The organism is Mesobacillus campisalis, from assembly GCF_000986785.1.
Classification (GTDB): Bacteria; Bacillota; Bacilli; order Bacillales; family Cytobacillaceae; genus Mesobacillus_B; species Mesobacillus_B campisalis.
In genome coordinates, this window is sequence record NZ_LAYY01000099.1 from 1 (window position 1) to 19,320 (window position 19,320).

Genomic DNA, 19,320 nt, shown 5'->3' on the forward strand with positions numbered 1-19,320 from the left:
CTGAACCAGGCAAAATGGGCACTGACAGGCCTCCTCAGATACCTTTTTTGAGCGGAACCGGCAAAACGGGCACTGACAGACCTTCTCAGATACCTTTTCTGTGGATGACCGGGAAAATCGGGCACTGACAGACCCGCTCAGATACCTTTTTGGGCCTGAACCAGGCAAATCGGGGGGCTGACACCCCCCTCACACCCCTTTCCCACCCAAACTTGCCAAAACGGCCGCAATCCCATCCCCAGACCCTAGTTTTAAAAAACCTTAAAACAAAAAAACCGAAGCGGCGATGGCCGCTTCAGCCTGTTACTCTTTCACTGTATTGGTTTCGTCTTCCTTGACTCTTTCGAGGGCCATTTCATAGGCATCGTTGCCATAGTTCAGGCAGCGTTTAACCCTGGAGATGGTTGCGGTGCTTGCGCCTGTTTCGGTTTCGATTTTATGATAGGTGTTCCCTTCGCGGAGCATCCGCGCCACTTCAAGGCGCTGGGCCAGCGACTGGATTTCATTAACAGTGCAAAGGTCGTCAAAAAAGCGATAGCATTCTTCCATATCTTTCAGGGACAGGATCGATTTAAAAAGCTGGTCCAGTTCCCTTCCTCTTAATTTATCGATTTGCATTCATTCTACCCCTTATATTCCAAATTAGCTGCGGTTATTCAGCTGCGAAAGCAACCTGCTCCACTGAGGGAACGATGTTGATCCATGTTTTTCCGGGTACAAATCCAGCCTGCTTGCCATCGATGAATGGCAGGATCCGGCCATTTACATTTTCCCATTGAACTTCATTCATGACCCCTTTTTGCAAGAGGTAGCCCCGGCCTCCCGAAGAAAGGCCAATGCTTCTCCTGCCTGCATCATCCAATACCTTGTGATTCATTTCCACAATAAGGATGTTATCCAGCAGCACCGGCTCTTTTGATTCCAGGTCGATGCTTTCTTCCCCATCACTGTAACGATGGTATTTCCCTTGCTTCTGATCATACTCATATTGTACATCGAATGCTGGATTTCCGTAAGAAATCATGACAGCTTCCGACTTTTTCCCTTGCGGCTGATCGTTCTCCCTGAAGGGCAGCGGTGCTGGTGCAGGATCCATTTTGTAGCCCTTCTGGCCAGCGCCCTTTTCTATATTGTCAAAAGTAATGTATGAGTTGTGGGGCGCTTTGCGAAAGTCGGCCCGCTTAAACAGGGAGCCATCATATTGGATTCCGTTGAGCTCATCGATATAGCCGCTGGCCAGAAGCTCCTTAGCCTCGGGGCTGTACCCATGGGCGACGAACAGGCTGTCATATCCCTTCGCCAGCTCAATAAAATATTCCCTTGCGCTTCGGACAGGACCTACCTTCTCCGGCTGTTCGCTCTCATAAATCGCCAGGAACCTGGTGACATCCCCTTCCGCCAGCACTTCGTACACAATGTCGGCTTTATGGAGTCCCGATTGCGGCCTTGCCTGCGGATGGTTGTTGACAATGACGGCTACAGCACGTTGCTCAGCCTCCGTTTTTGTTCCAACCCCTGTAAGCGGAAAGTGAAAAGCAAATTCTTCCTCTTTTACACTATCGACTTTTTCATCAGGCTGCTCTATCGCTTCGTCCCTTTCCTGGCTGCATCCTTGCAGGAGCAGCAGGACAGCCGCCAAACTCGCTACCCATTTTTTCATGTGTAAACACCCCTAAGACTCTTCCCTGGCAATGCTCCTATTTTCTGTATACTTTTATATTTTAACGCATTATCGTTGGAAAGAGTACCGTTTTCTTCATAACGTCATAAAAGCCCTGCTGGGTTACGCGAATATACGGGAGGTGTGTGGAACAAAAGAACAGCAGGGAATAGATTGGATCTTCGAAATGATATCCCCTATCCTTCAAATAGGCGAACAGTTCTTTCTCCAGGCCCATCAGTTCCTCGACCGGCTGGGATGACATCAGGCCTGCCAGCGTCAGGGGAATTTCACACTCCACTTTGCCATTGTCGCAAATGACGATTCCTCCGCCCAATTCCTTCATCCTGTTAAAGGCCTCCAGCATATCCTGCTTGCTTTTCCCGATCAGGATGATGTCGCCGGTGCTTGAAAATGAACTGGCAAGTCCCCCAAGGCTGTCGGCGAAACCTTTGAGAACAGTGTTCACCCTCCAGTTTCCATTGCGGTCCAGCAGCATGAAGAAGCATTCATCATGCTTATCTGAAAGCTTTTCCAATGAAACATCAATGGAAATCGTGTACGGTTTTGTGATGACGGAGTTCTCCATCTTGATCCCGAAAGGCATGGAAAACTGCATGTCATCCATATCAAGGGCCCAATTCATTTTTAATGGATCAAACCCAAGCTGGTTCCAATCAGCATTAGGAAAGACATCCACCTTCTTCCCATCCCGCTTGACCCACTGGCCTTTCGCCAAAACGGAGATCGGCGTCGGGTCGTTTTTACTGGCAAGGAAGTTCAGGTTGGCGATCCGGCCGGTTCCGATATTGCCGTGCAGGTGCTGGAAGTCATAATAACGGGCAATATTGATTGTTGCCATATTATAAGCATCGATCTCGGGAACACCGTGCTCCATTGCGATTTTAATCATCTTGTCGGAAACTCCCTCTTCATAAAAAGCAGAGGAGGAACCATCCGAATTCAGCATAAACCGGTCATAGACTGCGATGTCCCGCTCATGAATTTCGTCAAGCAGTCTTGGAAGGTCCGGACGGATGGAAGAATGGCGGAGCGAAACCATATACCCCTGCATCAGGCGGCGCTCCACTTCCTCACCTGTCATCGCTTCATGATCGCAATCAGCGCCAAAGAGCATCATCTTGGCAAGAGTCTTTTCGGAAGCTCCTGGGAAATGGCCCTCAATTTTTTTATTCATGCGTTTTGTTTCCTGCATCCAGTGCAGCATCATGTCATCGCCGTCCATCAGCTTCGGCCAGCCAGTCAGCTCACCGCCCTGGACCACACAATCATGCTCAAGCCAGGATTTGATATTGCCATTTGAAAAAACACTCTCCTCTTCCTGAATCTCCGACTGGCTGTCATAACGGCACCACCAGTACATCGAAACAGGGTGATGCTTCATTTCCTCAAGGAAAGAAAACGCTTTCCTTTTATTCAATTGCAAAGCAAGGACCATGTTGTCGTTGATTAGGGTGGTGGTTCCATGCTGCGATGCATAAGCTGCAAACGTTTGGGGATTATATAACTGAAACGGGTGCGCATGCGGCTCGATATAACCAGGTACAATCACGCCTTCCCGGCAATCGATTGTTTCACATTTATCTGTACGGGCCGGCAGTTTATCACCAACATACACGATTCGGTCTTTGTAAATCCAAATATTCGCCGTCATCCATTTGCGGAATGTCTGGTTTAAATAGGTTGCATTTTTCAACAGAATCGTCGGTGAAAGGGTGCCGTCCAAAACGGCTGCATGGGCTCGTAGCTGTTTGTTTTTCCATCTGTAACGCTGTTCCATACGGTATTCCCTCTCGATCATATATCTTTTTAAGGCTATGGCCTTTTCGTCAGTAAAAAGGGTTGTAAAAAAAGAAAGCCCTTACATTTATAGTAACATATTTTACGTTTTAACGCACTAAAGAATTTCCATTTCGTTGAAAATTGGAAGGAGGAGCGACTCCCATGAATGTCAGACCCAATATTGGAATCATTAATGCGCTGGTGCGCATCACTTGCGGACTCACCATGCTCAGCTGGGCTACATCCAAAATGGTTAAGCGCCCATGGCGGGAATCGTACCTGGTCGTTGCCTTTCTTGCTGCCATGAAAGTAGGGGAAGGGATTGTCCGCTACTGTCCGTTGACTGCCCTTTACGAAGAAGGACAGGAAATGATGCAGGATAAACGTGACAATGACGAAGAACAGGACCAAATGATTCCTTATAATCCAACCTGAAGATTGGACAGAAAAAAGCCTGCATCGAAATGCAGGCTTTTTCCTATGTTATGAAAGCACCCGGTTAATGGCCCGGCTGCCGATATCCTTTCGGTAAAACACACCTTCACATCGCAGTTTAGCGAGTTCCTGGTATACCTGGTCCTGTGCGGATTCCAGCGTATCTGCCTTCGCTGCAGCCAACAGCACCCGGCCGCCGTTTGTGACAAAGGCTCCGGCTTCATTCCTGGCGGTGCCAGCATGGAACACATACACATCAGAAAGTTCTTCCAGCCCGGCTAGTTCTGCTCCCTTTTCATAAGCTTCAGGGTAACCAGCAGCAGCGGCAACTACTCCAAGCACGGCCTGTTCATCCCATTCGATTTCAGGCTGTCCGCCCTCAAGCAGTTCCAAAATCACTGCTGCCAAATCCGATTTCATCCGCGGTAGCACGACCTGTGTCTCGGGATCCCCAAAACGGGCATTGAATTCAATTACCCTTGGGCCATCTTCCGTCTGGATCAGCCCTGCATACAAAACGCCTGTGAAGTTCCGGCCTTCGGCTGCAAGCGCACGCGCTGCGGGCTTGACAATACTATCGACTGCTTCCGCAACCATATTTCCATCAATAAAAGGAACCGGAGAATAGGCACCCATGCCGCCGGTATTAGGCCCTTTGTCGCCATCATGGGCCCGCTTGTGGTCCTGGGCAATCTCAAGAGGAACCACGGTTTCACCATTCACGAACGCCATCAGGCTGAATTCTTCCCCGGCGAGGAAATCTTCCACGACAACACGGGAAGAGGCTTCGCCAAACTTTGAATTCAGCAGCATATCTTCAAGAGCGCTGACGGCTTCCTCAATAGTCATTGCCACGGTAACTCCCTTGCCGGCAGCAAGTCCGTCCGCCTTAATGACAATCGGCGCTCCCTTTGCCTGAACATATTCCTTTGCCTGGGCAAAGTCGGTGAATACCTCAAACCCTGCAGTTGGAATCTCGTATTTATCCATCAAAAATTTGGCGAAGGACTTGCTTCCTTCAATCTCAGCCGCGGCCTTTCCTGGGCCGAATACTTTGAGCCCCGCCTCGGCAAATTTGTCTGCCAAGCCTTCCAGCAGCGGAACTTCCGGACCGATGATGGTCAAGCCAACTTCTTCTTTCTTCGCAAAATCAATCAGTGCTTCCTGATTGCTCTCCGCCAAATCGACGCAGACGGCACAATCTTCCATGCCAGGGTTACCTGGCGCCGCAAAGACGGTTTCCACCTGTGGACTTTCGCTCAATTTGCGGCAAATGGCGTGTTCCCGGCCTCCTCTTCCAATAACAAGGACCTTCATTCTTCCACCTCTTAACTTTTAGTGTTTGAAATGTCTTACGCCAGTAAACACCATCGCGATTCCGTACTCGTCTGCTTTCTTGATGGAATCCTCGTCACGAATGGAACCGCCCGGCTGGATGATGGCTGTGATTCCGGCCTTGGCCGCCGCTTCCACGGTATCATCCATTGGGAAAAAGGCATCCGATGCGAGTGCAGCTCCTTCGGCTTTCCTGCCAGCCTGCTCAAGGGCAATCTTCGCAGCGCCGACCCTGTTCATCTGCCCGGCACCAATGCCAATGGTCGCATCTTTGCCGGCCACCACAATGGCATTTGATTTTACATGCTTAACAACCTTCCAGCCCAGCTTCAGCGCTTCCCATTCTTCTTCTGTTGGCTCGCGTTTGGTTAGCACCGAAACAGTCGCTTCCTCAAGCCCGAACATATCCTGGTCCTGGGAAAGCAGGCCTCCCTCTATCGACGTCAGCTTTCTTTCATGCTGCTTTTCCTGTTCAAAAGGCAAGGTCAGCAGGCGAAGGTTCTTTTTGCTTTGTAAAATTTCCAACGCTTCCGCACTGAAGGACGGAGCAATGATGATCTCAAGGAAGATTTCACGAAGCTTGCCTGCCGTCTCGGCATCCACCTCGGCATTAAACGCGATAATTCCGCCGAAAATGGAAACCGGGTCCGCGGCGAATGCTTTTGTGAAGGCTTCGAATGCGGATGAGCCGACACCAACACCGCAAGGGTTCATATGCTTGACGGCAACCGCCGCCGGTTCAGAGAATTCCTTTACAATCTGCAATGCTGCATCGGCGTCATTGATATTGTTATAAGACAGTTCTTTGCCATGAAGCTGTTCGGCATTGGCCACCGAAAACGGAGAGCCAAGCGGCTTGCGGTAAAAAGCGGCTTTTTGATGCGGGTTTTCTCCGTAGCGCAATGTCTGCTTCAGTTCATATGTGACCGTCAGCTTTTCCGGGTTTTCCTCCCCTGCGAGGTTGGTCATATATTCCGCAATCATGGCATCATAGGACGCTGTATGGCGGAATACCTTTGCCGCCAGCCTGCGTCGGGTTGCTGCCTGTGTGCGGCCGCTTTCTCTGTACTCGTTAAGGACTGTCTGGTAATCTTCGGGATCCACAACGACTGTTATGTATTCATGGTTCTTTGCCGAAGCCCGAAGCATCGCCGGCCCACCGATATCGATGTTTTCAATCGCGTCTTCCACAGAAACGTCCGGCTTGGCAATCGTCTGCTGGAATGGGTAAAGATTCACACATACCAGTTCGATCGGCGTAATGTCATGCTCCTCAAGCTGCTGGCGATGACTCTCCTCGCCAGCCTTGGCTAGCAGGCCGCCATGGATCTTGGGATGAAGGGTTTTCACCCGCCCTTCCAAAATTTCAGGGAATCCGGTCACTTCGCTGATGCCGACAACCGGCACACCGCCTTCGGCAAGCGCCTTTTTGGTTCCGCCGGTCGATACGATTTCAAACCCAAGCTGTGCAAGCTCCCTTGCGAACTCCACAATTCCATTTTTGTCTGATACTGATATTAAAGCTCTTTTTGTCATAATGCTGCCTCCTTCTGTCCGTTCAAAAGCCTCTCCACGACGGCTGGATATAGTTCATGTTCCACACGCTGGATTTTGGCCTGGAGAGACTCTTTCGTTTCACCTGGCTCTATATCAACGCTTCGCTGGGCGATCACCTCGCCTGTGTCCATGCCGGAGTCGACATAGTGGACGGTCACTCCGGTTTTTGCGACCCTGGCGGCAAATGCCTGGCCGATGGCGTCCTTACCAGGAAAAGCCGGCAGGAGCGAAGGATGGATGTTGATAATCCTGCCTTCATACGCTTTTAGCAGCGTCGGCCCAATCAGGCGCATATAGCCCGCAAGCACAATAAAGTCAATCTCCAGCTTTTTCAGCTGCTCCAATATTAGCATCTCATAGGCTGCCTTATCCATAAAGTCCTTCGTGTTAAAAATAAAGAAAGGCACTGCCGCCCTTGCCGCCCTTTCAACGGCAAAAGCACCAGGGCGGTCACAGACAAGCAAACTGATTTCGGCCTTGAGCGTTCCTGCTTCCACGGCATCAAGGATCGCCTGGAAGTTGCTGCCGTTCCCTGAAGCAAAGACAGCTACTTTTTTCATATTGCGCCTCCGGGTGGGCTGACCATTATTCCAGTCTCTCCGGTCACTCTTCCAATAACGGAAGCCCGCTCCCCACAGCTTGTGAAGTGTTCGATCACTGCTGCTGCCTCATCCGGCGATACGGCGACCACCATGCCGATGCCCATATTAAAAATATTATACATTTCCTGCCGCTCAAGCCCGCCAATCTTCTCCAGCAGCCTAAACACAGGCTGGATTTCCCAGCTTCCTTCCTCGATGACCGCACCCAGTCCTGCCGGGAGCATTCTTGGGATATTCTCTACAAACCCGCCGCCGGTGATATGGGCCATCCCTTTCAGTCCGAATTTCTTTAGTGCCGCGAGCAGGGGCTTCACATAAATCCTGGTCGGCTTCAAGAGTTCTTCGCCAAGCGTGCACTCCAAATCTTCAACAAACTGATCGAGCTTAAAACCGCCTTTTTCGAGAAAAACCTGCCTTACAAGGGAATAGCCATTGCTGTGGATCCCGCTTGAGGCCAGGCCAATCAGCACATCCCCCTCTTGAATGCGGCTTCCGTCCACGATGGCCGATTTTTCGCATGCTCCAACCGCAAAGCCCGCCAGGTCATACTCCTGTGGGGCATACATACCAGGCATTTCGGCCGTTTCCCCGCCGACAAGGGCGCATCCAGCCTGTTCACAGCCATCCGCGATCCCTTTGACAATATCCTCAATCCGGGAAGGCTCCGCTTTTCCGCAGGCAATATAGTCAAGGAAGTACAGCGGTTCCGCTCCCTGGACCACGATATCATTGACGCACATCGCAACAGCATCAATGCCGATGGTCTCATGCCGGTCCATCATGATGCTTAGCATCAACTTCGTTCCGACGCCATCCGTACCTGAAACAAGAACAGGCTCCTTCAAGCCCAGACTCGAAAGGTCAAACATTCCGCCGAACCCGCCAAGGCTGCCAAGGACTCCTTGCCGTGCCGTCCGTTGAACATGCTTCTTGATCCGTTCCACTGATTCATATCCTGCTTCGATATCCACACCTGCCTGCTTATAGGCATTCGCCATCTTTACAACCTCCAGTTTTCAGCTTGAGTGCTCGTGTTGTCCCTAACATGCATATCGTTATTGATCAGCATTTCTCGGCTTCGCGCACTTCGGGATAGATTTCGGTTGGGTATTTCCCTGTAAAACAAGCAAGGCATTGCCCTCCTGTCTCCCCGATGGCTGCAGCCGTTCCCTCGACGCTTAAAAACGTGAGCGAATCGGCACCAATGATTTGCCGGATTTCCTCGACTGATTTATCGGAAGCGATCAATTCCTCGCGGGACGACGTATCGATTCCGTAAAAACAAGGATTTTTAATCGGCGGCGAGCTGATGACCACATGAACCTCGGTGGCTCCCGCCTCTTTCAGCATGTTGACAATCCGCCTGCTGGTCGTGCCGCGGACAATCGAATCATCCACCATGACAACCCGCTTCCCTTCAACCACACCGCGCACAGGAGACAGTTTCATTTTTACCCCCTGCTCCCTTAAGGATTGAGAAGGCTGGATAAAAGTCCGGCCAACATACCGGTTCTTGATCAAACCCATTTCATATGGAATCCCGGTTGCTTCCGCATAGCCAATTGCCGCAGATATGCTTGAATCCGGCACCCCGGTCACCACATCTGCTTCAATCGGCGCTTCTGCAGCCAGCCGTTTTCCAAGGTTTTTGCGGGCTTTATGAACATTGACGCCGAGTATATTGCTGTCCGGCCTGGAAAAATAAATATATTCCATTGCACACATCGCCCTGTTGGAGGCAACAGAGTAGATCTCCGACTGAAGCCCATTTTCATCGATTATCAGTAATTCCCCTGGAAGCACATCACGAATAAATTCCGCACCAATAATATCAAAAGCACAGGTTTCCGAAGCGACCACATAGGCATCGCCCAGCATGCCAAGGGAAAGCGGCCTTAAACCGTTCGGGTCAAGCGCCACCATCATTTCGTTTTCAGTCATAATCAAGAAGGCATATGCGCCTTTTAGCATCGTCAAAGCATTTTTTACCTGATCCCGCAAACGCGGGAAACCGCTTCTTCTGATCAGGTGGGCCAGCACTTCTGTATCCGAACTGGTCTGGAAGATGCTTCCCTGTGTTTCGAGCTGGTGCCTGAGCTGGGTCGCATTGACAAGGTTTCCGTTATGGGCCAGCGCCAGGCTGCCTGTTTGCGAGTGGAAAAGCAACGGCTGTACATTTTCATATCCGCCGCCGCCTGCAGTCGCATACCGGTTATGCCCGATGGCGCCTGTTCCCGACAGCTCGCCAATGACGTCAGCGGTGAACACTTCGGTAACAAGCCCCTCTCCTTTGGCTCCAGTGAGCTTCTTGCCGTCTGTGGTGACAATCCCCGTTCCTTCCTGGCCTCGGTGCTGCAGGCTGTGCAATCCATAGTAAGTGATCTGGGGAGCATTTTCATGTCCCCAGACCCCGAATATACCGCACTCTTCATTTAATCCCTTTAATTCAGCAAGCATGGAATGGCTCCTTTCCAGGCCTCTTTCATTTGTTCCACACCAATTTCAACGGCCTTTTCACCATTGACGGAAATCGTTAAAACCGGTGAATCTGTCACTACGCCGATTTTCACGGCATCTGTATTTCTTTCAAACTCTGCCTGATGCTCTGGTTTCACCGATAAAATAAACCGGGACTGCGACTCGCTGAATAAGGCGGACACCGCATCGCCTTCCAGACTGACTTCGGCTCCAAGGCCATCTGAACCGATAGCGCATTCCGCTAATGCAACGGCTACGCCGCCTTCTGCGACATCATGTGCCGAAGCGATAAGGCCTGCCTGAATGCTGGTCAAAACTTGCTTCTGGTTCTTCGTTTCAACTTCAAGGTCAAGAGCCGGCGCCTTGCCAAAAATTTCACCGTGAAGCAACTTTTGCAGTTCGCTGCCGCCAAATTCCGGCTTGGTTTCACCGAGAAGATAAATGGCGTCCCCTGCTGCTTTAAAGCTTTGGGTGGTCACATCTTCAAGCTTGTGAACCAATCCGACCATGCCAATGACCGGTGTTGGGTAGACAGCCGTCCCGTTCGTTTCGTTGTTTAATGAAACGTTCCCGCTGATGACCGGGGAATTGAAGGCACGGCATGCTTCGCTTATGCCATCGGCTGCTTTTTCCAGCTGCCAGAAGATCTCCGGCTTTTCCGGATTCCCAAAGTTCAGGCAATCGGTAATCGCCAGGGGTTCGGCACCTGAGCTGACGATATTCCGCGCCGCTTCGGCTACAGCAATTTTGCCGCCCGTCTCTGGGTCAAGATAGATGTACCTGGAGTTGCAGTCCGTCGTCATGGCCAATGCTTTTTCTGTGCCCCTGATCCGGACAACGGCAGCATCGGAACCTGGAGCAACAACTGTATTGGTCCTCACCATATAATCGTACTGGTCGTAAATCCACTCTTTGCTGGCAATCGTAGGCTGCTTTAAAAGAGTTAAAAGAGTTTCTTCCACATCAGCCACTGCTGGAACTTCATTCTCCATGGCCTGGAATTCACGGAAGTATTCAGGTTCCCTGGAAGGCTTGTGATAGACTGGCGCCTCCTCGGCAAGGGCATCGGCTGGAACGTCTGCCACAATTTCGCCATTATGGATAAGGCGAAGCATTTTATCGTCGGTTACCTGCCCGACCGCAACCGCTTCAAGTCCGTATTTTTCAAAAAGAGTGGTGATTTCCTGTTCCCTTCCCTTTTTAACAACAAGCAGCATACGCTCCTGGGATTCGGAAAGCATCATTTCGTAGGCTGTCATGCCTGTTTCCCGCTGAGGCACCAAGTCAAGATTCATTTCAATTCCGGAGCCTGCTTTGCTGGCCATTTCGGCTGATGAGCTTGTAAGACCGGCTGCGCCCATGTCCTGGATGCCCACAAGTGCATCACTTTTTACCACTTCAAGGCAGGCTTCAAGGAGAAGCTTTTCCATAAACGGATCGCCAACCTGCACAGCAGAACGCTTTTCTTCGGATTGTTCCGATAATTCCACGGACGAGAAGGTTGCTCCGTGGATGCCGTCACGACCAGTCTTGGCTCCAACGTACATAACGGTGTTGCCAACGCCATGCGCCTGGCCCTTTTTAATATCCTCGTGATTGATCAGGCCGACACACATCGCATTCACCAGAGGATTGCCTTCGTAGCAAGGATCAAATTGCACTTCCCCGCCGACGGTCGGGATGCCGATGCAGTTTCCGTACCCAGCGATACCTGCGACTACTTCTTCAAACAGATATTTGCCGCGGGCCGATTTCAATTCTCCGAACCTCAGGGAGTTGAGCAGGGCAATAGGCCTTGCTCCCATGGAGAAGACGTCGCGGATGATTCCGCCTACACCTGTGGCTGCACCCTGGTACGGCTCAATGGCGGATGGATGGTTGTGGCTTTCGATCTTGAAAACAACCGCCTGGCCGTCACCGATATCAACAACTCCGGCACCCTCTCCCGGCCCTTGGAGAACATGTTCACCGGTTACGGGAAATTTTCTGAGGACAGGCTTGGAGTTTTTATAGCTGCAATGTTCAGACCACATAACGGAGAAAAGCCCAAGTTCCGTATAGTTCGGCAGGCGTCCAAGAATCTCTTCAACCTGCTTGAACTCTTCATCCGAAACCCCAAGCTCGCGGTATACTTTTTCTGACTTAATTTGCTCTGGACTTGGCTCAAGCTTTAACTGCATGTGATTCCCTCCATTGTTTGACAATCGATTTGAAAAGGTTCAAGCCGTCAGCACCGCCTAAGAGCGGGTCAACTGCCCGTTCCGGGTGCGGCATCATCCCAAGGACATTGCCCTGTTCATTGACGATTCCGGCAATGTTTTCAAGGCTGCCATTCGGGTTATTTTCATAAGTGAAAACAATTTGTCCATTTTCTTTCAGGGAGGCAAGAGTAGTCTCGTCACAGTAATAATTTCCTTCCCCATGGGCAACCGGAATTTGGATCACTTCACCTTTTTCGTAAGATGAGGTAAACATCGTTTCATTGTTTTCAACGCGGAGGCCGACTGGGCGGCAGATAAATTTCAGACTTTCGTTTCGGCGCATGGCACCCGGAAGCAATCCTGCTTCAAGAAGGACCTGAAATCCATTGCACACTCCCAAAATGGGTTTGCCATCCTGTGCGGCCTTGATGACTTCCTTCATGATCGGGCTGAATCTGGCAATCGCCCCTGTACGAAGATAATCGCCAAAGGAGAATCCCCCCGGAAGCAGGATCGCATCATATCCTTCAAGGCTGACGGCATCATGCCAGACGTATTCCGCTTCTTCGCCTAGTTCATCCTTAGCGGCATGATACATATCAACATCACAATTGGAACCTGGGAAAACTATCACCGCGAATTTCACTGTGCGACACGCTCCTCAACCTCGTAAGTGTAATCCTCAATGACTGGGTTGGAGAGAAGGCGTTCGCACATCTCCTTCACCGTTTCATCAAGATTGGCGACAGATTCCGAGATTGTCAGTTCCATATACTTACCGATACGGACATCCTGGACATCTTCGTACCCCATTGAGTTCAATGACCTTTTAACAGTGGTTCCCTGTGGATCCAGGACACTTTCTTTTAACGTGACATACACCTTTACTTTATACATGTGTTCTTCCTCCCAATCGTTCCAGTATGGTTTCATATGCTTTTGTCAAATTCCCCAAATCGCGGCGGAATACATCTTTATCCAGCTTCTCGTTTGTGCTGATGTCCCAGAGACGGCATGTATCCGGTGATACCTCATCGGCGAGCAGGATGTTCCCAGCCTCGTCTTTGCCAAACTCCAGTTTAAAATCAACCAGCTGAACGCCAATTTCTTCGAATAATGCGGATAAGGCCTTATTCACTTCCAGCGCTCTTTCTTTTAAGCTGGCAACCTCGCTGTCAGTGGCGATCCCAAGAATGTCAATATGGTCATCTGTAATGAGAGGGTCTCCCAGTTCATCATCTTTAAGGCAGAATTCAATCAGGGTGCGCTTAAGCTTCTGCCCTTCTTCAACTCCCAGGCGTCTGGAGAAGCTTCCAGCTGCAACATTACGGACAATCACTTCCAGCGGAATGATATCGACCTTTTGGACGAGCTGTTCATTTTCGGAGATTTTACGGATAAAATGCGACTGTATACCACTTTCTGCAAGCTTCGAAAATAGCAGGCTGGTAATCTCGTTATTCAACCGTCCCTTGCCGGCAATCTGTGCTTTCTTTTCGCCATTGAATGCCGTTGCGGAATCCTTGTATTCCAGCCAGACGGTATTTTTGTCAGTTGTGCAGTAAACCCGCTTGGCTTTCCCCTCATACAACAGTTCTTTTTTCTCCATCTTTACCGCTCCCTCGAATAAGAAGATTAGGAATATTCAGTCTCCGTTTGATTGGAAAAGGCAAGGATACCTGCCTTTTCCGTTTGTTTATTGTAAAAGGCAGGAAACATCCTGCCTTTTATTCAGATTTACAGACCAAGCCTTTCAAAAATGGCGTCCACATGTTTGATGTGGTAGTTATAGTCAAAACAATCTTCAATTTCTTCTGGTGATAGCAGCGCGGATATTTTCTCTTCCTCTTCAATCAGGCTGCGGAACGGCACTTGCTTTTCCCATGCTTCCATTGCCTTCGGCTGGACGGTGTCATACGCTTCCTCGCGGCTCATTCCTTTTTCAATCAGGGCCAGCAGGACGCGCTGCGAATAAATCAGGCCCAGCGTACGGTCCATGTTCCGCTTCATGTTTTCCGGATAGACCGTCAAGTTTTTAATGATGTTGCCAAAACGGTTCAGCATATAGTTAAGGGCAATCGTTGCATCTGGCAAAATGATCCGTTCTGCCGAAGAATGCGAAATGTCGCGCTCATGCCAGAGCGGAACGTTTTCATAGGCTGTCATCATATAGCCGCGGATGACGCGTGCCAATCCTGTCATGTTTTCCGAACCGATTGGATTGCGTTTATGCGGCATGGCGGACGAGCCTTTCTGTCCCTTGGCAAAGAACTCTTCCACTTCACGTGTCTCGCTCTTTTGCAGACCGCGCACTTCCACAGCGAACTTCTCGATGGATGTGGCAATCAGCGCAAGGGTCGACATGTAGTGGGCATGGCGGTCGCGCTGCAGCGTCTGCGTGGAAATCGGAGCTGCCTGCAAGCCGAGCTTTTCACATACATATTTTTCAACGAACGGATCGATATTGGCATAGGTGCCAACTGCCCCGGAGATTTTGCCGAATTCCACTCCTTCAGCAGCCTGGCGGAATCGCTCAAGGTTTCGTTTCATTTCTTCATGCCACAATGCGAGCTTCAGGCCAAATGTAGTTGGCTCCGCATGAACCCCGTGTGTCCGGCCCATCATGACGGTGTATTTATGCTCCTGTGCCTTGTTTTTAAGAATCTCGATAAAGCGGGCAAGGTCGTTTTCAATAATGGCATTTGCCTGTTTGAGCAAGTATGAAAGTGCCGTATCGACCACATCAGTTGAAGTCAGGCCGTAGTGGACCCACTTCCGTTCATCGCCGAGCGTTTCCGAAACTGCCCTTGTAAAAGCAACCACATCATGGCGTGTCTCTTCTTCAATCTCTTTAATCCGGTTGATATCGAAAGAAGCATTCTCCCTGATTTTCTCTACATCTTTTTTAGGGATATCGCCCAATTCAGACCAGGCTTCGCAAGCCAGGATCTCTACTTCAAGCCATGCCTTGAACCTGTTTTCTTCCGTCCAGATAGCGCCCATTTCGGGTCTTGTATAACGATCTATCAATTTATTTTCCTCCGATCTTCTCTGTTTCCGTATTCCATATCCCGCTGCTGTCTGCCTCATTGACCGCCTGCTCCACATTATCGCGTAAAAGGGTGACGTGGCCCATCTTCCGTCCGTATTTTGCTTCTTTTTTTCCGTAAAGATGGATTTTCCAGTCATTGAGGGAACCGGCTTTCTTAAGCAGTCTCTCTTGGTGCTGGCCAAGGATATTGACCATTACCGCCGGCTTCAGCAGGTTGGTACTGGCAAGATGCCAGCCTGCCACCGCTCTGATATGCTGTTCAAACTGCGAGGTCTCGCACGCCTCGATTGTGTAATGCCCCGAGTTATGCGGCCTTGGCGCAAGCTCGTTTATGTAAATCTGTTCATCTGCCGTCAGGAACATTTCTACAGCGAGCGTGCCTGTCAGCTTCAGGGCCTCGGCCAGCTGTTTGGCTTTCTTGATTGCCTTTTCCTCGGCAGCTCCGCTGATCCTTGCCGGTACAATGGTCTGGTGCAGGATATTATTTTTATGGACGTTTTCCGCAACCGGGAAGACCTTTGTTTCACCAGCAGGATTGCGGGTGATGATGACGGAAATTTCCTTCTCAAACGGAATCCACTTCTCCAATACACATTGGCCTTGCTGCACGAGCTCCTCAGCTCCCTTCAAGTCGTCAGGATGGCGAATGACAAGCTGGCCTTTTCCATCATATCCTCCCCTGGCCGTCTTCAGGACCGCCGGCAGGCCTGTTTCTTTGATGCCTGGATGGACATCGTCAAGCTGGTTGATAATGGTGTAAGGTGCAACGGCCACTCCTGCTGCCTGAATGGCTGCTTTTTCAAGGGTCCGGTCTTGTGTAATTCTCAATAGCTCGGTGCCCTGCGGGACATAAGCTTGCGCTTCCAGCCATTCCAGTGCCTCGGCACTGATGTTTTCAAACTCGTATGTGATGACTTCACTTTTTTCAGAAAGCTGTTGTATGGCCTTCAAGTCGTCATAGGCTCCGACAATCTGCTCATCGGCGACCTGCCCGCAGGGACAATCTTCAGTCGGATCGAGTACCACGACACGGAAACCCATTGCCTTGGCTGCCAGCGTCATCATCCTGCCCAGCTGTCCTCCGCCGATAATACCTATAGTCTGTCCAGGTAGAATAAGGTTAGCCAAGTTGATCACTACTTTCCACTACCGCTCTTTTTGTTTCTTCCCTTAGTGTTTCCAGTCTGGTGGCGATGTCCTCGTCGCCGAGTGACAGGATTTGCGCTGCCAGAAGGCCTGCATTTTTTGCCCCAGCACTGCCGATTGCCACTGTCGCCACAGGAACGCCTCCTGGCATCTGGACGATGGACAAGAGCGAGTCAAGACCATTAAGAGCCTTGGACTGCACCGGGACGCCGATGACAGGAAGTGTCGTTTTGGCTGCGACCATTCCCGGCAGGTGAGCGGCCCCGCCCGCCCCGGCAATGATGACCTTTATCCCTTCCGCACGTGCAGTTTCGGCAAACTCAAACATCAGCTCCGGTGTCCTGTGTGCGGAAACTACTTTTTTTATATAAGGGATCTGAAGCTGATCCAGAACCGTGCAAGAATGCTTCATTGTCTCCCAGTCAGATGTACTCCCCATAATAACGCCAACCGTGGCCCCCATTTTTCTCATCCCCTGTTCTCCTGAGATAAAATAAAACCCGGACAGAATCCTTCTCTAAATCTGGAGAGAAAGTAGTCTGTCCGGGCTGTTGACAAAGAAACCATCCCCAGGCCGCCGGCCTGAGCATATCTCTTTTCCCTTCCACATAAAAACCACTTTCCCTCATAGTCCAATAATTTACGGTCATTGGGTAGAAACTCATGGGCCATATCCCCATTATTATATGAAGGAAAATCTACATTTAATTAATTCCACCTACATCTTAGCAACAGTTTCGGCAGTTTGTCAATCAATAATCGAACAATATATATTTCCAATGTAAAAATGTTCGTATTTTAGTACCTAGCCGTAGTAAAGGAATCCAGGCCTTTCCAACCGCCTGAATAAGGCGGCTGAAGGTTCTTCCCTCATTCCGTATCATTCGGCCGGCTTTGCCTCAAACAGGATTTGCCTGCCTGCCGGCTCGTATTCTGCAACTCCGTCCTTAATGACCTCTTTAAAAATAGGCTTTTCGATTCTCCGGATTGGCGTATACCCCTCTTTGCTGATCCGGTCAAGGCATTCGCCGAGCGTCTCATTTTCTCCTACTTCAAACATCTTCTTCCTGTTACCTTTGGCCATTGAACAGCTTTCCTCTCCTTACATTCTTCACCCAGAAACCGCCGTGTATTGTTTTTGGTTCATAGGCGATGATAAATGCTTTGGGGTCCTGCTCTTTAATCTGCTGATACAGCTTCAATTCAAACTTCCGCGGTGTCAGGATTTGCAGTGCCATCCGGTCCCCTTCAAGCCCATTTGCCGCCCAGCTTGTTACTCCATATCCCTGCGAACGCAGCACTTTTGGCAGATCCCTGTCGTATTCCTTTGTAATCACATTAACGGTTATGTAGCCGAGTGCAAGCTTATCCTCAATCTTCATCCCGACAATAACCCCCAGCCCGTAACCAACCGCATACGCAACCAGGTTTTGTATCTGATTCAGATTATCCAGAACCAGTCCAAGGCCAACAACGTAAATGACGACCTCAACAGTACTTATGGCTGCCGCCATATAGCGCTGCCCTTTCAGGGTAAGGATCATCCTGATGGTAAAAAATGATACATATACAATGTTTATGATGAGAATGATAGCCACCATGATAAAACTATTCTCAAGCATTCCATTCCCTCCTTCTAATAACGCAATACACCTTATATTCACAAAAAAGCCAGTGTTTGTAAAGGCAGTTGCCCATTTTGCGACAATAGTCCTTATAGTATGTTTTCCTATTTTTAATAGGTTAAAACTTTGTAGTGCGAGGGTGGCGCAAGGGGATGCAAGGGGACGGTTCTCGTGCCTCACTAAGGAGGTGCAGCCTGGTATGGTTTGTAAAATTATGGTGTTTGTAGAATAAATGGGGGATTTCGTAGAGTAAAATACAGAAAGTGTAGAGTAAAACCTATCAATCGGAGAATAAAACGGGTAAATTGTAGAGTAAAACCCTCAAACTGTAGAGAAAATTAGATTGAGGAACTTATTAACATGGATTTCTACATGGGAAATGAATATTTCTGCATAAGCCGCGGCCGTTTCTACAGATTTTTCGATTATATCTACACCGTTCGGGTGAATATCGACATAGTTCCTCCCGAAATCTACATTTCATGACTTTTTTATTTAAAAACACAAAAAAGAACAGCGTATTTCAGCTGTTCTTTTCATGTTGCCTGGCAGCGTCCTACTCTCACAGGGGGAAACCCCCAACTACCATCGGCGCTGAGAAGCTTAACTTCCGTGTTCGGCATGGGAACGGGTGTGACCTTCTCGCCATCACCGCCAGACTATTTTATTGAAATGAGGGTTGTTCCCTCAAAACTGGATAATGCATTTCAGAAGGTTTGCAATTTCGAGTATCGTTCTTGTCCAGCTCCGGCTCCTAGCCTCTCGAGTCGCTTCGGTCCATCATTTGAAGTCAAAGAACGACTTCAATTGCTGGCCCTCCAGCGCTAGTCGAGGCTGTACAGTCGCCTCCGCTTTTCAATTAGGTTAAGTCCTCGATCGATTAGTATCAGTCAGCTCCACACGTCACCGTGCTTCCACCTCTGACCTATCAACCTGATCATCTTTCAGGGATCTTACTAGCTTGACGCTATGGGAAATCTCATCTTGAGGGGGGCTTCATGCTTAGATGCTTTCAGCACTTATCCCGTCCGCACATAGCTACCCAGCGATGCCTTTGGCAAGACAACTGGTACACCAGCGGTGCGTCCATCCCGGTCCTCTCGTACTAAGGACAGCTCCTCTCAAATTTCCTGCGCCCACGACGGATAGGGACCGAACTGTCTCACGACGTTCTGAACCCAGCTCGCGTACCGCTTTAATGGGCGAACAGCCCAACCCTTGGGACCGACTACAGCCCCAGGATGCGATGAGCCGACATCGAGGTGCCAAACCTCCCCGTCGATGTGGACTCTTGGGGGAGATAAGCCTGTTATCCCCGGGGTAGCTTTTATCCGTTGAGCGATGGCCCTTCCATGCGGAACCACCGGATCACTAAGCCCGACTTTCGTCCCTGCTCGACTTGTAGGTCTCGCAGTCAAGCTCCCTT

At 50.0% G+C, this 19,320-nt stretch carries 18 protein-coding genes, 2 rRNA genes and 1 riboswitch; of the genes, 1 reads left to right on the top strand and 19 read right to left on the bottom strand.

Annotated features, from left to right (window positions below):
• Nucleotides 1–303 precede the first annotated feature (303 nt).
• The 3 genes from WQ57_RS23305 to WQ57_RS23315 all read right to left on the bottom strand — a co-directional run bounded on the left by WQ57_RS23305 (nt 304) and on the right by WQ57_RS23315 (nt 3,461).
• Nucleotides 304–618 (bottom strand): YerC/YecD family TrpR-related protein, encoded by a 315-nt coding sequence (locus tag WQ57_RS23305; protein WP_046526041.1) that lies wholly within the window; start codon nt 616–618, stop codon nt 304–306.
• A gap of 34 nt (nt 619–652) precedes the next feature.
• Nucleotides 653–1,660, bottom strand: a complete 1,008-nt coding sequence (locus WQ57_RS23310) for a DUF3048 domain-containing protein (protein WP_046526042.1) — start codon at nt 1,658–1,660, stop codon at nt 653–655.
• A gap of 61 nt (nt 1,661–1,721) precedes the next feature.
• Nucleotides 1,722–3,461: an adenine deaminase C-terminal domain-containing protein gene (locus tag WQ57_RS23315; RefSeq protein WP_046526043.1), complete on the bottom strand. Its 1,740-nt coding sequence runs from the start codon at nt 3,459–3,461 to the stop codon at nt 1,722–1,724.
• Nucleotides 3,462–3,625: 164 nt separating this feature from the next.
• Between WQ57_RS23315 and WQ57_RS23320 the strand changes: the two genes are divergently transcribed.
• Nucleotides 3,626–3,898: a YgaP family membrane protein gene (locus tag WQ57_RS23320; RefSeq protein WP_046526044.1), complete on the top strand. Its 273-nt coding sequence runs from the start codon at nt 3,626–3,628 to the stop codon at nt 3,896–3,898.
• Nucleotides 3,899–3,946: 48 nt separating this feature from the next.
• On the opposite strand, the gene purD is transcribed toward WQ57_RS23320, so the two are convergent.
• The 16 genes from purD to WQ57_RS23400 all read right to left on the bottom strand — a co-directional run.
• Nucleotides 3,947–5,215 carry a phosphoribosylamine--glycine ligase gene (purD, locus tag WQ57_RS23325; RefSeq protein WP_046526045.1) on the bottom strand — a complete coding sequence of 423 codons (1,269 nt, stop codon included), beginning with the start codon at nt 5,213–5,215 and terminating at the stop codon, nt 3,947–3,949.
• Between the two features lie 18 nt (nt 5,216–5,233).
• Nucleotides 5,234–6,769 (bottom strand): bifunctional phosphoribosylaminoimidazolecarboxamide formyltransferase/IMP cyclohydrolase, encoded by a 1,536-nt coding sequence (gene purH, locus WQ57_RS23330; protein ID WP_046526046.1) that lies wholly within the window; start codon nt 6,767–6,769, stop codon nt 5,234–5,236.
• The gene (gene purN / locus WQ57_RS23335) at nt 6,766–7,350 is read right to left on the bottom strand and encodes a phosphoribosylglycinamide formyltransferase (protein WP_046526047.1); all 585 of its coding nucleotides are present in this window, start codon (nt 7,348–7,350) and stop codon (nt 6,766–6,768) included. The genes purH and purN overlap by 4 nt, the downstream gene beginning before the upstream one ends.
• Nucleotides 7,347–8,390 carry a phosphoribosylformylglycinamidine cyclo-ligase gene (gene purM / locus WQ57_RS23340; RefSeq protein ID WP_046526048.1) on the bottom strand — a complete coding sequence of 348 codons (1,044 nt, stop codon included), beginning with the start codon at nt 8,388–8,390 and terminating at the stop codon, nt 7,347–7,349. The genes purN and purM overlap by 4 nt, the downstream gene beginning before the upstream one ends.
• Before the next feature lie 64 nt (nt 8,391–8,454).
• Nucleotides 8,455–9,849, bottom strand: coding sequence for an amidophosphoribosyltransferase (gene purF / locus WQ57_RS23345; RefSeq protein WP_046526049.1), 1,395 nt, complete (start codon nt 9,847–9,849; stop codon nt 8,455–8,457).
• A complete protein-coding gene (purL, locus tag WQ57_RS23350; protein ID WP_046526050.1) occupies nt 9,834–12,050 on the bottom strand; it encodes a phosphoribosylformylglycinamidine synthase subunit PurL in 2,217 nt (738 codons plus the stop codon). Before purL ends, purF begins: the two co-directional genes overlap by 16 nt.
• Nucleotides 12,034–12,717: a phosphoribosylformylglycinamidine synthase subunit PurQ gene (purQ, locus tag WQ57_RS23355; protein ID WP_046526051.1), complete on the bottom strand. Its 684-nt coding sequence runs from the start codon at nt 12,715–12,717 to the stop codon at nt 12,034–12,036. Before purQ ends, purL begins: the two co-directional genes overlap by 17 nt.
• Nucleotides 12,714–12,968 (bottom strand): phosphoribosylformylglycinamidine synthase subunit PurS, encoded by a 255-nt coding sequence (gene purS / locus WQ57_RS23360; RefSeq protein WP_046526052.1) that lies wholly within the window; start codon nt 12,966–12,968, stop codon nt 12,714–12,716. The genes purQ and purS overlap by 4 nt, the downstream gene beginning before the upstream one ends.
• Nucleotides 12,961–13,680: a phosphoribosylaminoimidazolesuccinocarboxamide synthase gene (purC, locus tag WQ57_RS23365; RefSeq protein WP_046526053.1), complete on the bottom strand. Its 720-nt coding sequence runs from the start codon at nt 13,678–13,680 to the stop codon at nt 12,961–12,963. Before purC ends, purS begins: the two co-directional genes overlap by 8 nt.
• Before the next feature lie 128 nt (nt 13,681–13,808).
• Nucleotides 13,809–15,101: an adenylosuccinate lyase gene (gene purB / locus WQ57_RS23370; protein ID WP_046526054.1), complete on the bottom strand. Its 1,293-nt coding sequence runs from the start codon at nt 15,099–15,101 to the stop codon at nt 13,809–13,811.
• A 1-nt stretch (nt 15,102) separates the two neighbouring features.
• Nucleotides 15,103–16,257 carry a 5-(carboxyamino)imidazole ribonucleotide synthase gene (gene purK, locus WQ57_RS23375; protein WP_241481620.1) on the bottom strand — a complete coding sequence of 385 codons (1,155 nt, stop codon included), beginning with the start codon at nt 16,255–16,257 and terminating at the stop codon, nt 15,103–15,105.
• Nucleotides 16,244–16,732: a 5-(carboxyamino)imidazole ribonucleotide mutase gene (gene purE, locus WQ57_RS23380; protein WP_046526058.1), complete on the bottom strand. Its 489-nt coding sequence runs from the start codon at nt 16,730–16,732 to the stop codon at nt 16,244–16,246. The genes purK and purE overlap by 14 nt, the downstream gene beginning before the upstream one ends.
• A 145-nt stretch (nt 16,733–16,877) precedes the next feature.
• Nucleotides 16,878–16,979: riboswitch (purine riboswitch) on the bottom strand.
• Between the two features lie 170 nt (nt 16,980–17,149).
• The gene (locus tag WQ57_RS23385) at nt 17,150–17,353 is read right to left on the bottom strand and encodes an NETI motif-containing protein (RefSeq protein ID WP_046526055.1); all 204 of its coding nucleotides are present in this window, start codon (nt 17,351–17,353) and stop codon (nt 17,150–17,152) included.
• Nucleotides 17,340–17,891: a DUF2179 domain-containing protein gene (locus tag WQ57_RS23390; protein WP_046526056.1), complete on the bottom strand. Its 552-nt coding sequence runs from the start codon at nt 17,889–17,891 to the stop codon at nt 17,340–17,342. Before WQ57_RS23390 ends, WQ57_RS23385 begins: the two co-directional genes overlap by 14 nt.
• 546 nt (nt 17,892–18,437) lie before the next feature.
• Nucleotides 18,438–18,553, bottom strand: a 5S ribosomal RNA gene (gene rrf, locus WQ57_RS23395).
• A gap of 201 nt (nt 18,554–18,754) precedes the next feature.
• Nucleotides 18,755–19,320 (bottom strand): 23S ribosomal RNA (locus tag WQ57_RS23400); the annotation flags it as partial.